This is a genomic window from Streptomyces sp. NPDC007863, assembly GCF_040633895.1.
Classification (GTDB): Bacteria; Actinomycetota; Actinomycetes; order Streptomycetales; family Streptomycetaceae; genus Streptomyces.
The window spans coordinates 202369-217329 of record NZ_JBEYEI010000003.1 but is presented as its reverse complement, the minus strand read 5'-3'; the positions used below and the strand labels follow the sequence as shown (position 1 = coordinate 217329).

Below are 14961 nucleotides of genomic sequence, written 5' to 3'. Positions count from 1 at the left end.
GTGACCCATGTCCCTCGCCAGTTCCGCGAAGAAGGCCTCGGACTCCCTGCGCGCCCTCAAGTCGCAGGCGTCCGGCACCGGCGCCTCGGTCAAGAAGGTCGGCGACGCCGGCCGTGCGGCCAACGGGCAGCTGAAGAACCTCAAGAGCGGCGCCCAGAGCGCCGGCGGCCAGCTGAAGAACCTCAGGACCGCGTCCGACCAGGCCGAACGGGCCATGAAGAAGGCCGGCGACACCGCCCAGTCCGCCGGCGGCAAGCTCGCCAAGTACGAGTCCGGCGCCGGCAAGGCCGCCAAGGGCCAGGACAAGCTCAACCGGTCCATGAAGGGCAACTTCCTGGTCCGCCTGCTCGAACTCTTCATGCCGCTCATCGAGGCCATCGTCGACATGGCGCTGCGCTCCAAGACGATGCAGACGGTCCTGAAGAAGGCCTTCAGCGCCATCAAGAGCGTCATCAGCTCGGTCATGAAGGCCGTCGGGCCGATCATGAAGAAGGCCGGCAGCCTCATCAAGACGGTCTGGAACGGCATCAAGAAGGCCATCTCCAGCGTCGTCAAGGCCGTCGCCACCGTCATCAAGACCTACGTGAAGATCTGGAAGACGGTCATCACCACGGTCATGAAGGCGATCAAGACCGTCATCAGCACCGTCTGGAACGGCATCAAGCGCGTCATCACCCCGGTGGTGAACTGGATCAAGAGCGCGATCCCCAAGGCGTTCAGCGCCGTCAAGGAGAAGATGTCGTCCATCTGGAACGGCCTCAAGGACATCGCGTCCCGCGCCTTCGAGGGCATCAAGAGCGGCGTCAAGGGCCCGATCAACGCCGTCATCGGCCTGATCAACTCCATGATCCGCGCCGTCAACAAGGTCAAGGTCTCCGTCCCCGGCTGGGTCCCCGTCGTCGGCGGCAAGACCTTCGGCGTCAACATCCCGACCATCCCGATGCTCGCCACCGGCGGTGTCGTCATGCCCCGCACCGGCGGCGTCCCCGCCATCCTCGCCGAGGCCGGCGAGGCCGAGGCCGTCCTGCCGCTCTCCAAGCTCGACCGGCTCCTCGCCCTCACCGCCCGCCGCGCCCGCCAGGCCCAGGGCAGCGCCGCCGCGGCCGGCGCCGGACTCCACATCGAGCACTACCACGCGGCCCGCGGCAGCGACCCGCACGCCACCGCCGACGCCCTCATGTACCTGGTGAAGGCGCGTGGAGCCCGGGCATGAGTGCCGCGCTCGCCATGCCCCGGCTCGCCATGCCCCGCTTCAAGGTCGCCCTCGCCCCGATGCGGGGCCTCCGGCAGGCGGCCGACTCGGCGAACGGAGCGGTACGGAACCTGCGGACCGGCGTCCAGCGGGCCGCCGCCGGCGCCGACGCCCTCGCCACCGCCGCCCGTGACGCCGCCGGCGCCACCCGCGCCCTCGGCCGGGACGCCACCACCGCCCGCACCGCCCTCGACCGGCTCCGCCGCTCCCCCGCCGCCACCCGCCTCAAGCGGATCGCCACCGCCTCCGGCAAGGCCCGCCGGGCCGCGGGGCGGATCGGCACCGGGGCCGGGGCCGTCCTCGCGCTCCTCCTGCCGCTGCTGCCCGTCGCCGACGTCATCACCGGCCTCATGGGCACCTTCGGCACCGTCATGACCATCGCCTCGGTCGCCATGACAGGCATCAACGTCGCCATGCGGGCCAACCCGCTCGGCTTCCTCGTCGGCCTGCTCGTGCCCATCGCCGCGTACCTGATCGAACTCGCCGTCAACTCCGAGACCGGACAGCGGATCATCCGCCAGGTCCTCCAGCAGGCGCTCAAGGTCGTCCAGTCCGTCTGGAACTTCATCAGCCCCTTCATGAAGGCGCTCGGCAAGGCCATCGGGACCTACGCCAAGGCCTACCTGACCGTCTTCACGACCGCGCTGAGGATCGTCGGCTCGGCCATCGGGGGCATCTCCCGGATCGGCTCCGCCGTCCGCTCCGCCAGCAACGCCCTGCGCTCCATCGCCTCCCGCGCCCTCGGCGGCATCAAGAACGCCGTGAAGCCCGTCGTCCGCTGGATCACCGACAAGATCCCCGGCTTCTTCCGCACCGCCAAGGACGCCGTCTCCAAGGCCCTCCGGGGCATCGGCGACCTGGTGGAGGGCGGCCTCAGCGCCGTCCTCGGCGTGGTCAAGGGGCCGATCAACGGCCTCATCGCCTTCGCCAACTGGATCATCGACGGCCTCAACAAGCTGAGCTTCAAGATCCCGCTCACCGGCAAGAAGTTCGGCGTCTCCCTCGACAAGATCCCGATGCTCGCCGAGGGCGGCATCGTCGCGCCGCCCGAAGCCGGCGAGTACCGCATCGACGCGCTGAACGAGCTGGAGCACCGGCGCGTCCCCGCGCTCACCGAACCGCCCCCGCGCCCGCACCGCGTCCGGGAGTTCCGCGAGGAACCCGGCGCCGGCCCCCGGGGGGTGGCCGAGGACCTCTTCTTCCTCCTCACCGCCCACGCCGGCACCCCCGCCGGCGCCGCGCAGCCGGTCCTGACCTGACGACCCCGCCCACCCGAAGTGAGGTGACGGCCCCATGGCCGAGACCACGACCCCGTACGCCGGAAACACCCACACCGCCGACCTCGCGCCAGGCTCCCTCATCACCCAGGACGGACAGATCCAGTGGGCCGGGCTGCTCATCGGCCCCGGCACCCCCTTCGCCGTCGACAAGTCCGGGCTGAGCGGCTGGGAGGACCTCCCCGAGTACGACTCCTCCGACGCCGACCGCCCGACCTCCCACGGCGCCTGGCCCGGCTCCCGCTACGCCAAACCCCGCAAGACGGGCGGCACCGTCGTGCTGATGCCCGAACACGGCGGCGCCGCCACGGCCGTCCGGGCGCTGCGCCAGGCGCTGGCCCTGCTCGACGAGGAGCGGTGGCTCGCCGTCCGGCTGCACGGCGAGACGCTCGCCGTGCGGGCCCGGATCGCCCAGCGGGTGATCCCCGCCGACCAGGGCTTCGCCACCCAGGGCAGCAGCCGCATGTCCGTCCAGTGGCTCGCCACCGACCCCCGCCGGTACGTGGTCAACGAGCAGCAGGCCACGACCACCCCGCCGCAGCCGGAGGCCGGCCTCACCTGGCCGCTGACCTGGCCGCTCTCCTGGGGCGAGGCCAAGTCGACCGGCGACGCCGTCGTCGAGAACACCGGCTCCGCCCCCACACACCCGGTGATCGTCTTCCGCGGCCCCTGCTCGATGCCGAGCGTCACCGAGCGGGTCAGCCGGCGCCGTCTGCGGTACGCGATCGACCTCGCGGCCGGCGACGAGCTCACCGTCGACACCCGCGCCGGCTCCGTCATGCTCAACAACTCCGCCTCCCGGCTGCACACGGCGATGGCCGACTCCACCCCGGAGGAGCTGTTCGTCCTGGAGCCCGGCCGCAGCGATCTCTCCTTCCGCCCGGAGGAGGGCACCGACCAGTCCGTCATGACGGTCCGCTGGCGCAGCGCCGAGTGGTGACGGCCGCGCGAGGAGCGCGCCCGCGCGCCGAACGGTGACCCCGTACGACCCCTGGCCGCCCGGCGCCCCGCCGCCGGGCGGCCTTTCGTGTGCCGCCGTCCGGCGGCCGTGCCGCATTCCCTCCCCTATCCCGAGGTGACCCCATGACCGTACGAGCCGCCTGGCTCCTGCCCGAAGGGCAGACCCGCGAGGACACCCGACTCACCCTCGCCGCCCTCCTCACCCCCAGCGGCCAGAGCGCCGAGGAGACCCCGCTCCGCTCCCGGCCCGGCGTCCTGCCGGGCGGGCTGCTGCTGAACGGCGGCTCGCCGATGCAGGCCACCATCGGCACCGGCCGCGCGATCGTCCAGGGCAAGGACACCGCCCAGGGCGCGTACCTCGTCGCCGTCACCGCCCCGGAGACCCTGACGATCGAGGACGGCAACGCCCAGTACGACCGGATCGACCTGATCGAACTGGCCGTGATCGACGACCTCTACGACCGGACCGGCACCACCGAGGCCGTCGTCCGCCTGGTCAAGGGCGAGCCGAGCGCCACCCCGGTCGCCCCCGCGAGCGGCCCCGGCAGCGTGCTGCAGCTGTACACGGTCAGGGTGCCGAAGGGCACGTCGGCCGGCACCGGCGGCATCGCCTGGGCCACCGCCGTCACCACCCAGCACTGGCCCGTCGTCGCCCTCGGCGGGATCCTGCCGACCAGCGGCTACAAGGGCGCCTACGCCGGCCAGTACCGGGACGCCGCCGGCCTCCTCCAGCGCTGGGACGGCACCACCTGGGTCTCGTACCCGAAGGCGATCGGCGGCATCGCGCCGAGCGGCACCGCCGCCGGCTCCTACACCGGCCAGTTCCGGGACACCGGCGGCGGCCTCCAGCGCTGGGACGGCGCCGCCTGGCAGCACACCGAGGGCACCGCGACGCTGCTGCTCAGCGCCACCCAGTGGCTCACCGCCCAGCAGCAGAGCATCGCGGCCAACACCTGGACCGTGCTGAGCCTGCCCACCGTGGAGGTCGACGACGGCTCCGGCTGGAACGGCACCACCACCTACACCGTCCCGCGCGCCGGCTGGTGGCGGATCTCCGCCCACGCCACCTGGGAGGGCGCCTCGTCCACCGGCGTCCGCGGCTCCCGGGTCCTGGTCTCCGGCGCCGGCCAGTCCCGCATGACCTGGCTCCACCCGGCCGGCAGCGGCGCCGTCACCGTCGGCGGCGGCGGCGTGGTCCGGCTCGCCGTCGGCGACACGCTCCAGATCGCCGGCTTCCACAGCCACACCGCCGCGCTGAAGACCCTCGGCGGCTCCGGCTACGCCTGCAACCTCACCGCCGAATGGATCAAGGCCTGACCCGGCCCGCGCTCCCCGCGGCCCCTCCCGATTGGAGAACCCCATGAACCTGCGCAGCAGCTGGACCGCCGAGACCGGCCAGACCCGCGAGGACACCCGCCTCACCCAGACCGGCGTCACCACCCTGGCCAACCCCGTCCAGGTCCGCTCGGGCGTCCTGCCCGGCTCCTACGACGGCCAGTACCGGCTCGCCGCCTTCTGGACCTTCGGCTCCGCCCCCATGACCGCGACCGTCTCCGAGGGCCGCGCCGTCATCCAGGGCGACATCTCCCAGGGCGCCTACCCGGTCACCCTGCCGAACTCCGAGACCCTCACCTTCGCCCCGGGCCACGCCCAGTACGGCCGCGTCGACCTGATCGTCCTCCGGATCTACGACGGCCTGTACGACGACAACCAGCGGTACGAGGCCAAGCTGGAGATCCTCCAGGGCACCGCCGACGCCGGCCCGCAGGCCCCGCCGGTCCCGGAGCGCTGCCTCCCGCTGTACGAGGTCCTCGTCCCGGCCGGCGTCAGCGCGGGCAACGGCGGCATCCCCTGGAACACCTCGCTCAAGGACCTCCGCACCCCGGTCGTCTCCCTCGGCGGCATCCTCCCGGTCGAGGGCGCGGCGCTGCCCGGCGCCTACCCCGGTCAGTACCAGGACGCCGGCGGCACGCTCCAGCGCTGGGACGGCGGCGCCTGGGTGCCGTACTCCTCGGCGCTCGGCGGCATCATCCCGAACTCCGCCGCCAGCACCCCGGCGAGCTACACCGGCCAGTACCGCGACTCCACCACCGGAATCCTCCAGCGCTGGAACGGCACGGCCTGGGTGCCGGCCGTACCGGGCCCGTACTACACCGAGAACACCGACCAGGGCGAGACGACCTCCGCCGCCTACACCTCGACGCTCGCGGGCCGCTCCGCCAACCCCCTCAAGATCAGCTTCACCGCCCCGCCGTCGAAGGCGGTCGTCGCCCACTACGGCTGCCGCACGCGCGCCCGGGACGACCTGTACTCGTACATGGCACTCGAACTCTCCCTGAACGGCACCGTCCTCATCGCCCCCGAGGACGAGTACGGGATCTACACCGCCACCACCACGACGACCTCGATGTCCTCCATGCGCCGGTTCACGAACCTGACACCGGGCCAGACCTACACGCTCACCGCCTACTTCCGGGTCGTCCCCGCCAACCCGATCGTCAAGGCGTTCTTCGACAACACCTTCATCAAGGTCGACCCGCTGCCGTAGCCCGGCCCCACCACCCGCCCCACGAGAGGAGCACCCCATGCCCCTTCGCCCCGGCTGGCTGCTGCCCGACGGCCAGACCCGACAGACGACCCGTCTCACCGCCCTCGGGGCCGCCACCCCGGTCGACCCGCTCGTCTCCCGCTCCGGCATCCTGCCGGGCTCCACCGACGGCGCGTACCGGGTCAGCGGCCTGTCCCTGACCGGCAGCGGCCCGATGACCGCGACCGTCCACTCCGGCCGTGCCTTCGTCCAGGGCCGGCCCGAGCAGGGCGCGTACCCCGTCGCCCTCGACGGCGACACCGTCCTCGCCTTCGGCGACGGCGACCCGCTCGTCCCGCGGATCGACCTCGTCGTGCTGCGCGTGTACGACGACGAGTTCGACAGCCTCACCCGTCACGAGGCCGTCCTGGAGGTGCTCGTCGGCCAGCCGTCGGCCACCCCGTCCGCCCCGGCCGTCCCCGCCGCCTCGCTGCCGCTCTTCACCGTCCGGGTCAAGGCCGGCACCTCGGCCGGCACCGGCGGCATCGACTGGACCGGCGGCGACCTCACCGACCTGCGCACCACCGTCGCCTCGGTCGGCGGCATCCTGCCCGTGTACAACAACGCCGGCGTCCCCGGCTCCTACCCGGGCCAGTACCAGGACAACGACACCGCCCACCACCTCCAGCGCTGGAGCGGCACCGGCTGGGTCGCGTACCCCAAGGAGATCGGCGGCGTCGCCCCCCAGGGCGCGCTCACCGTCGGCGGCTACACCGGGCAGTACCGCGAGCACAACGGCGTCCTCCAGCGGTGGAACGGCACCGTCTGGGCGAACTACCAGCCGCCCGTGGAGGTGGAGTCGACCACGACCGGCGCCACCGCGCTCGCCAACTGGGGCCTCGTCGCCTTCGACGCCCGCCGCAGCCGCGGTCTGTGCACCATGTCGGTCACCGTGACCCGCACCGGCACCCAGATCGACGCCAACTCGGCCGGAAACATCGTCAACGACGAGGCGCTCTGCACGCTGCCCGCCGGCTGGCGGACCCCCGTCGGCATGGAGGCCGCCGCAGGCGACGGCTACGGCTGCGGCGCCGCCTACCTGTCCCCCACGGGCACGGTCACCCTGCGGACCTGGTCCTCGAACGGGGCCCTCGTCCCCGGCCGCAACATCCGCGTCAGCGCCACCTACATCCTCCCGTGAGGTCGTCATGAGTCTCGACACGCCCTACCGGGCCATCTTCTGCGACCTGGTGACCGACCAGACCCTCGACATCCTGCCGCTGCGGGACGTCTCCTTCGAGGACTACATCGGCCGGGCCGGTTCGCTCTCCGGCACCGTCCCCATCCCCGACCGCGCCATGGCCGACCGCGCCCACCAGATCAAGCCCGGCCGCACCACCGTCTACCTGGAGCGCGGCGGCTACCTGTGGTGGGGCGGCATCGTCTGGACCACCAACCTCCAGGGCAGCGACCGCGGAGTGGTGACCCTCTCCGTCCAGGCCGCCACCTTCGACTCGTACGCGGGCCGCCGCCGCATCCGCACCGAGCTCAAGTACACCCAGGTCGAGCAGTTCGACATCGTCCGCGGTCTCTGGAGCGAACTCGGCGCCGGCCTCGTCGCCAGCTCGGTCGACCCCGGCGACGACGTGCCCACCAAGGCGGTCCCGCGGACCGCGGCGTGGCGCTTCGGCGACGAGACCGTCTACCAGGAGGCGCTCGACCAGCTCGCCGCCTACGAGGACGGCGTCGAGTACCACATCCTCGTCTACCGCGACCCCGCCGACGGGCAGCGCGTCCGCCGGCTCCGGCTCGGCTCCCCCAAGATCCGCACCGGCGCCACCGACATGGTCTTCGACCGCCCCGGCACCATCCTCGGCTACTCGCTCCCGGACGACGCCACCCGCGGCGGCACCACCTCGCTCGCCCGCGGCGCCTCCGCGAACAACAACGCCGCCGCCGAGTCCCGGCCGACGGTGTCCGCGGAGATCCCCGCCGTCGGCCTGCCCGACCGCTGGCCCCAGCTGGACCTCTCCACCGACTACAACGACGTCAGCGACAAGGCCGTCCTCGACGCGCTGGCCACCGCCGTCCTCCGGGAGGCCCAGGGCTCGGTGCAGATCCCCGAGATCAGCATCCGGCTCTCCGGGATCGTCCCCCCGGCCCTCCTCGGCCGCACCGCCCGCATCCGGATCACCGACGAATGGCACCCGACGGGCCTCGACGCCCGCTACCGGATCGTCGGCGTGAAGGTCCGCCCGGCCGAACGCGGCCGCCCCGACACCGCCGACCTCGCCCTGGAGGCCCTCTGATGGCCCTGCTGCCCGAGTCCATCATCGACCGGCTGATCCAGATGGAACGCCGGATCAACGCCCTGTCCACGGCGGTCAACACCCGCCCCCCGCTCACCGAGATCCTCAACGGCTCGCTCGCCGTCAGGCGGCAGGAGGGCCCCCAGGACCCGGTGACCCTGGTCGCGCAGATCACCACCAGCGGCCCCGGCGGCAGCAAGCCCGTGCTGCGGGTCAACGACGCCTACGGCCACGAGATCCTCTCCGACGACATCCTCACCGGCGGCCTCGCCCGGCCCTGGCTGCCGATGCTGCCGCCGCAGGACCTCGCCTCGGTGAACTGGCCGGCCACCAGCGCCACCGCCTGGACGGCCATCGCCCAGTCGCAGAACCCGATCTGGCAGCCCAAGATGCGGCTGCGGATGCTCACCCGGGTCTCCTCCGGGGCCACCGGGCAGATCCGGGTGATGGTCGGCGGCGTCCAGTTCGGCTCCACCGTGACCGCCGGCGCCGTCTTCGACCACACCGCCGCCGTCACCGCCGACATGCAGGCCGACTTCGGCAAGGACCTCACCGTGGAGGTCCAGGGGATCGTCACCAGCGCCTCGGGCACGGTCTACGCCCGGCCGGTGCTGATGTACGGCCGCCAGACCTGACCGCCCGCCCGCCCGTCCTCCCCCAAGGAGCGCACCCATGATCCCCGACCCCACCCAGCCCTGGGGCGTCGCCATCGACTACGCGGGCCGCGGCTCCGTCGCCGAGCAGGGCCACACGATCGAGCTGCGGCTGTACGACAACAGCCTCGGCGGCCCGCTGGAACCCGACCCGATGACCGGCGAGTACCCCGCGGTGTACGTCACCGCGCAGATCGCCGAGAACGGCGAGGGCGGCGCCCAGCTGCGCGGCTACGGCCTCACCATGGTCCAGCCCGTCAACGGCCGGCCCGCCGTCCCCGACCCCGACGCCGTCGTCCGCGCGGTCGCCGCCGCCCTCACCGACTTCGAGACCCGCAGGACCGCCTTCGCCGCGCTCTGCGCCGCCTGGGCCCCGGCCCCCGAACCCGAGCCCGAACCGGAGCCCGCGCCGGAACCGGAACCGGAGCCCGGGGCGTAACGCCCGCGCCCCGTCCGCCCCGCGCACTCCCCCCGCCCCATCCGCCCCGCGCCCCCGACGGCCGGGGTTTTCGCATGTCTGGAGGACCTCAGATGGCCACCCCCTTGTCCGCGGACCGGCTCCTCGCCGCGCTCCGCGCCGAAGGCGTCACCGTCGTCGAACACCCCGGCTGGCGCGGCCACCACCGCAACCGCGCCGGCGCCTGGGGCCCCGTCGCCGGCGTCATGATCCACCACACCGTCTCCACCGGCACCGCCCACTCCGTGGAGATGTGCTTCGACGGCTACGACAGCCTCCCCGGCCCGCTCTGCCACGGCGTCATCGCCAAGGACGGCACCGTCCACCTCGTCTCCGACGGCCGCGCCAACCACGCCGGCGGCGGCGACCCGTCCGTCCTGCGGGCCGTCGTCACCGAGGCCTACGGCGACCGGCCCCCGGCCCCGCGCGAGCACCAGGGCAGCGCCGGCGCCGTCGACGGCAACTCCCGCTTCTACGGCTTCGAGTGCGTCAACCTCGGCAACGGCCGCGACCCCTGGCCGGCCGCCCAGCTCGACGCCGTCGAACGCGTCTCGGCCGCCCTCTGCCGCGCCCACGGCTGGGGCGCCAGGTCCGTCATCGGCCACCTGGAGTGGTCCGACTGGAAGAGCGACCCCAAGGGCTTCGCCATGCCCGTCATGCGCGACCGGGTGCAGAAGCGGCTCGGTGCCGCCCCCGCCCCCCGGCCCACCGCCCCCGCCAAGCCGGCCACCCCCCGCTACCAGCCCTTCCCCGGCGCCGCCTTCTTCCGGAACGACCCCAGCTCGCCGGTGATCACCGCGATGGGCCGCCGGCTGATGGCCGAGGGCTGCGGCCGCTACCAGGTCGGCCCCGGCCCCCGCTGGACCGAGGCCGACCGCAGGTCGTACGAGGCCTGGCAGCGCAAGCTCGGCTTCCGCGGCACCGACGCCGACGGCTGGCCCGGCGCCACCTCCTGGAACGCGCTGAAGGTCCCGTACACCCAGTGATCCCCCGTGCTCCCGCAGTGATCCCCTAAGGAGAGACCCCCATGTCCGAAGCCGCGAAGCGCACGGCCCGCACCGTGCTGCAGACCGCCGTCGCCCTCGCCCTGGTCCTGCCGGCGCTCGTCGACGCCTCCGGCATCCCCGCCACCCTCCCCTGGGTCGCCGGCGCGCTCACCGTGGCCGGCGCCCTGACCCGGGCGATGGCGGTCCCCGCCGTACAGCTCCTGCTGCCCGCGTGGCTGCGGACGGACCAGGGCGGCGCCGATGACCGAGGCTGATCCGAACGACCCGGTCGCGGTGGCGCTCGAACTGGAGCGGCTCCGCGGCACCCTCGAAGCCGGCTTCGCCCGCGTCGACGGCTCGCTCGCCCTGCTCGTCCAGCGCAGCGACCAGACCGACAAGCAGCTCGCCGACCACGAGGCCCGCCTCGACGACCTGGAGCGCGCCCGCTGGCCGCTCGCCTCCATCGCCGCGCTCACCGCCGGCGCGGGGGTGCTCGTCGCGCTGTGGGAGCTGGCCGGGCGCTGAAACCCCGAAGGGCGGCCACCCCGTACGCAACGGGGTGGCCGCCCTTCGGTCAAGCGACTCGCTTACTGGTTGTACGGACCGTAGTCGTAGTCCTCCAGCGGAACGGCCTGGCCGGAGCCGGTGCCGAACGGCGAGTAGTCGAGGTCGTCGTAGCCGACGGACGAGTACATCGCCGCCTTGGCCTCCTCGGTCGGCTCGACCCGGATGTTGCGGTAGCGGGACAGACCCGTACCGGCCGGGATGAGCTTACCGATGATCACGTTCTCCTTGAGGCCGATGAGGCTGTCGGACTTGGCGTTGATCGCCGCGTCCGTCAGGACTCGGGTCGTCTCCTGGAAGGAGGCGGCCGACAGCCAGGACTCCGTGGCCAGCGAGGCCTTGGTGATACCCATCAGCTGCGGACGGCCGGAGGCGGGGTGACCGCCCTCGGTGACCACACGACGGTTCTCCTGCTCGAACTTCGAGCGCTCGACCAGCTCGCCCGGGAGGAGCTCCGCGTCGCCGGACTCGATGATCGTCACGCGGCGGAGCATCTGCCGGATGATGATCTCGATGTGCTTGTCGTGGATCGACACGCCCTGCGAGTTGTAGACCTTCTGGACTTCGCCGACCAGGTGGACCTGGACCGCGCGCTGACCGAGGATCCGGAGCACGTCGTGCGGGTTGGTGGCACCCACGGTGAGCTTCTGGCCCACCTCGACGTGGTCGCCCTCGCCCACGAGCAGACGGGCACGCTTCGAGATCGGGAACGCCGTCTCGTCGCTGCCGTCGTCCGGGGTGACGACGATCTTCTTGGTCTTCTCGGTCTCCTCGATGCGGACGCGACCGGCCGCCTCGGAGATCGGGGCGACACCCTTGGGCTGACGCGCCTCGAAGAGCTCGACGACACGCGGCAGACCCTGGGTGATGTCGTCACCGGCCACACCACCGGTGTGGAAGGTACGCATCGTCAGCTGGGTACCGGGCTCACCGATGGACTGGGCGGCGATGATGCCGACCGCCTCACCGATGTCGACCAGCTTGCCGGTGGCCAGCGAGCGGCCGTAGCAGAAGGCACAGGTGCCGACGGCGGACTCACAGGTCAGGACCGAGCGGGTCTTGACCTCCTCGACGCCCGCGTTGACCAGGGCGTCGATGAGCACGTCACCCAGGTCGACGTTGGCCGGCGCGATGACCTTGCCGTCCACGACGACGTCCTCGGCGAGCATCCGCGCGTACACGGAGGTCTCGACGTCGTCCGTCTTCCGCAGGACACCGGCCTCGTCCTTGGCCGCGATCCGCAGCTTCAGACCGCGCTCGGTGCCACAGTCCTCCTCGCGGATGATGACGTCCTGCGAGACGTCCACCAGACGACGGGTCAGGTAACCCGAGTCGGCGGTACGCAGGGCGGTGTCGGCCAGACCCTTACGGGCACCGTGCGTCGAGATGAAGTACTCGAGGACGGTGAGGCCCTCACGGAAGGACGCCTTGATGGGACGCGGGATCGTCTCGTTCTTGGCGTTCGACACCAGACCACGCATACCGGCGATCTGACGCATCTGCATCATGTTTCCTCGGGCGCCCGAGTCCACCATCATGAAGATCGGGTTCGTCCGCGGGAAGTTCGCGTTCATCGCCTCGGCGACCTCGTTGGTCGCCTTGGTCCAGATCGCGATGAGCTCCTGAGTGCGCTCTTCCTTGGTGATGAGACCGCGCTCGTACTGCTTCTGGACCTTCTCGTCCTGCTCCTCGTAGCCCTTGACGATGGCCTTCTTGGCCTCGGGCACGACGACGTCGGAGATGGCCACGGTGACGCCCGAACGGGTCGCCCAGTGGAAGCCGGCCGCCTTCAGGTTGTCGAGCGTCGCCGCCACGATGACCTTGGGGTAGCGCTCCGCCAGGTCGTTGACGATCTCGGAGAGCTGCTTCTTGCCCACCGAGTAGTCGACGAACGGGTAGTCCTCGGGCAGCAGCTCGTTGAAGAGCGCGCGGCCCAGCGTCGTCTTCAGACGGAACGAGTCACCCGTCTGCCACTCCGGCTCGCCCTCCTCGGCGACCGGGGGAACCCAGCCGCGCGGCGGAACGGTGCCGATCGGGAAGCGGATGTCGATCTCCGACTGGAGCGCGAGCTCCCCGGCGTCGAACGCCATGATCGCCTCGGCCGTGGAGCCGAACGCGCGGCCCTCGCCCTTGGTGTCACGCAGCTCGCCGTCGGTGGTGAGGAAGAACAGACCGAGGACCATGTCCTGGGTCGGCATCGTCACCGGGCGGCCGTCGGCCGGCTTGAGGATGTTGTTCGAGGACAGCATCAGGATGCGGGCCTCGGCCTGCGCCTCCGCGGAGAGCGGCAGGTGCACGGCCATCTGGTCACCGTCGAAGTCCGCGTTGAAGGCGGTGCAGACGAGCGGGTGGATCTGGATGGCCTTGCCCTCGACCAGCTGGGGCTCGAAGGCCTGGATGCCGAGGCGGTGCAGCGTGGGCGCACGGTTCAGCAGAACCGGGTGCTCGGCGATGACCTCTTCGAGGACGTCGTACACGACCGTGCGGCCGCGCTCGACCATCCGCTTGGCGCTCTTGATGTTCTGCGCGTGGTTCAGGTCGACCAGGCGCTTCATCACGAACGGCTTGAAGAGCTCCAGCGCCATGGCCTTCGGCAGACCGCACTGGTGCAGCTTGAGCTGCGGGCCGACGACGATGACGGAACGCGCCGAGTAGTCGACACGCTTGCCGAGCAGGTTCTGACGGAAACGACCCTGCTTGCCCTTGAGCATGTCGCTCAGGGACTTCAGCGGACGGTTGCCGGGGCCCGTGACCGGGCGACCACGACGGCCGTTGTCGAAGAGGGCGTCGACCGCCTCCTGGAGCATCCGCTTCTCGTTGTTCACGATGATCTCGGGGGCACCGAGGTCGAGCAGACGCTTCAGACGGTTGTTGCGGTTGATCACACGGCGGTACAGGTCGTTCAGGTCGGAGGTCGCGAAGCGGCCACCGTCCAGCTGCACCATCGGACGGAGGTCCGGCGGGATGACCGGCACGCAGTCGAGAACCATGCCCTTGGGGCTGTTCGCGGTCTGCAGGAACGCGGAGACGACCTTGAGGCGCTTGAGCGCACGGGTCTTCTTCTGGCCCTTGCCGGTACGGATGATCTCGCGGAGCTTCTCCGCCTCCTCCTCCAGGTCGAAGGACTCCAGGCGCTTCTGCAGCGCCGCGGCACCCATCGAGCCGTCGAAGTACGTGCCGAAGCGGTCACGCAGCTCGCGGTAGAGGAGCTCGTCGCCCTCCAGGTCCTGGACCTTGAGGTTCTTGAAGCGGGACCAGACCTCGTCCAGACGGTCGATCTCGCGCTGCGCGCGGTCGCGCAGCTGCTTCATCTCGCGCTCGGCACCCTCGCGCACCTTGCGGCGCACGTCGGCCTTGGCGCCCTCGGCCTCCAGCTCGGCCAGGTCGGACTCGAGCTTCTTGGCGCGGTTCTCCAGGTCGGAGTCGCGGCGCTGCTCGATCTGCTGGCGCTCGACGGAGACGTGGGCCTCCAGCGACGGGAGGTCGCGGGTGCGGCGCTCGTCGTCGACGAAGGTGATCATGTACGCCGCGAAGTAGATGACCTTCTCGAGGTCCTTCGGGGCGAGGTCGAGGAGGTACCCGAGGCGCGACGGGACGCCCTTGAAGTACCAGATGTGGGTGACGGGAGCGGCCAGCTCGATGTGGCCCATCCGCTCGCGGCGCACCTTGGCGCGGGTGACCTCGACGCCACACCGCTCACAGATGATGCCCTTGAAGCGGACACGCTTGTACTTGCCGCAGTAGCACTCCCAGTCCCGGGTCGGACCGAAGATCTTCTCGCAGAAGAGTCCGTCCTTTTCGGGCTTCAGGGTGCGGTAGTTGATGGTCTCCGGCTTCTTGACCTCGCCGTGGCTCCACTGACGGATGTCGTCAGCGGTGGCCAGACCGATCCGGAGCTCGTCGAAGAAGTTGACGTCGAGCACTATGCGTCAATCCCTCTCAGGGTTGTAAGGCTGTGGGGTCTGATACGGGGGTC

Annotated in this window: 13 protein-coding genes; 12 read left to right on the top strand and 1 reads right to left on the bottom strand. The window is 71.5% G+C overall.

Annotated features, from left to right (window positions below):
* Positions 1-7 precede the first annotated feature (7 nt).
* The 12 genes from ABZ621_RS06085 (at position 8) to ABZ621_RS06030 (ending at position 10946) form a co-directional block, all read left to right on the top strand.
* Positions 8-1213, top strand: coding sequence for a phage tail protein (locus ABZ621_RS06085; RefSeq protein ID WP_360601201.1), 1206 nt, complete (start codon positions 8-10; stop codon positions 1211-1213).
* Positions 1210-2511, top strand: a complete 1302-nt coding sequence (locus ABZ621_RS06080; protein WP_360601199.1) for a tape-measure protein — start codon at positions 1210-1212, stop codon at positions 2509-2511. The genes ABZ621_RS06085 and ABZ621_RS06080 overlap by 4 nt, the downstream gene beginning before the upstream one ends.
* Positions 2512-2545: 34 nt before the next feature.
* Positions 2546-3469, top strand: a complete 924-nt coding sequence (locus ABZ621_RS06075; RefSeq protein WP_360601197.1) for a phage tail protein — start codon at positions 2546-2548, stop codon at positions 3467-3469.
* A 143-nt stretch (positions 3470-3612) separates the two neighbouring features.
* A complete protein-coding gene (locus ABZ621_RS06070) occupies positions 3613-4806 on the top strand; it encodes a hypothetical protein (protein WP_360601195.1) in 1194 nt (397 codons plus the stop codon).
* A 43-nt stretch (positions 4807-4849) separates the two neighbouring features.
* Entirely contained in the window at positions 4850-6037 is a 1188-nt protein-coding gene (locus ABZ621_RS06065) for a hypothetical protein (RefSeq protein ID WP_360601193.1), read from the top strand.
* Between the two features lie 37 nt (positions 6038-6074).
* Complete coding sequence (locus ABZ621_RS06060; RefSeq protein WP_360601191.1) at positions 6075-7217, top strand: hypothetical protein; 1143 nt, start codon at positions 6075-6077, stop codon at positions 7215-7217.
* A 7-nt stretch (positions 7218-7224) separates the two neighbouring features.
* On the top strand, positions 7225-8325 hold the full coding sequence (locus ABZ621_RS06055) for a hypothetical protein (RefSeq protein ID WP_360601189.1): 1101 nt from the start codon (positions 7225-7227) through the stop codon (positions 8323-8325).
* Positions 8325-8960: a hypothetical protein gene (locus ABZ621_RS06050; RefSeq protein ID WP_360601187.1), complete on the top strand. Its 636-nt coding sequence runs from the start codon at positions 8325-8327 to the stop codon at positions 8958-8960. Before ABZ621_RS06055 ends, ABZ621_RS06050 begins: the two co-directional genes overlap by 1 nt.
* Positions 8961-8997: 37 nt before the next feature.
* A complete protein-coding gene (locus ABZ621_RS06045; RefSeq protein ID WP_360601185.1) occupies positions 8998-9417 on the top strand; it encodes an ATP-binding protein in 420 nt (139 codons plus the stop codon).
* A 92-nt stretch (positions 9418-9509) separates the two neighbouring features.
* The gene (locus ABZ621_RS06040) at positions 9510-10421 is read left to right on the top strand and encodes a peptidoglycan-binding protein (protein ID WP_360601183.1); all 912 of its coding nucleotides are present in this window, start codon (positions 9510-9512) and stop codon (positions 10419-10421) included.
* 41 nt (positions 10422-10462) lie between these two features.
* Positions 10463-10696, top strand: a complete 234-nt coding sequence (locus tag ABZ621_RS06035; RefSeq protein ID WP_360601181.1) for a hypothetical protein — start codon at positions 10463-10465, stop codon at positions 10694-10696.
* Positions 10683-10946, top strand: a complete 264-nt coding sequence (locus ABZ621_RS06030; protein ID WP_360601179.1) for a hypothetical protein — start codon at positions 10683-10685, stop codon at positions 10944-10946. The genes ABZ621_RS06035 and ABZ621_RS06030 overlap by 14 nt, the downstream gene beginning before the upstream one ends.
* Positions 10947-11008: 62 nt before the next feature.
* Here the strand turns inward: ABZ621_RS06030 and ABZ621_RS06025 are convergent, their stop codons facing one another.
* Complete coding sequence (locus tag ABZ621_RS06025) at positions 11009-14908, bottom strand: DNA-directed RNA polymerase subunit beta' (RefSeq protein ID WP_360601177.1); 3900 nt, start codon at positions 14906-14908, stop codon at positions 11009-11011.
* Between the last annotated feature and the right edge of the window lie 53 nt (positions 14909-14961).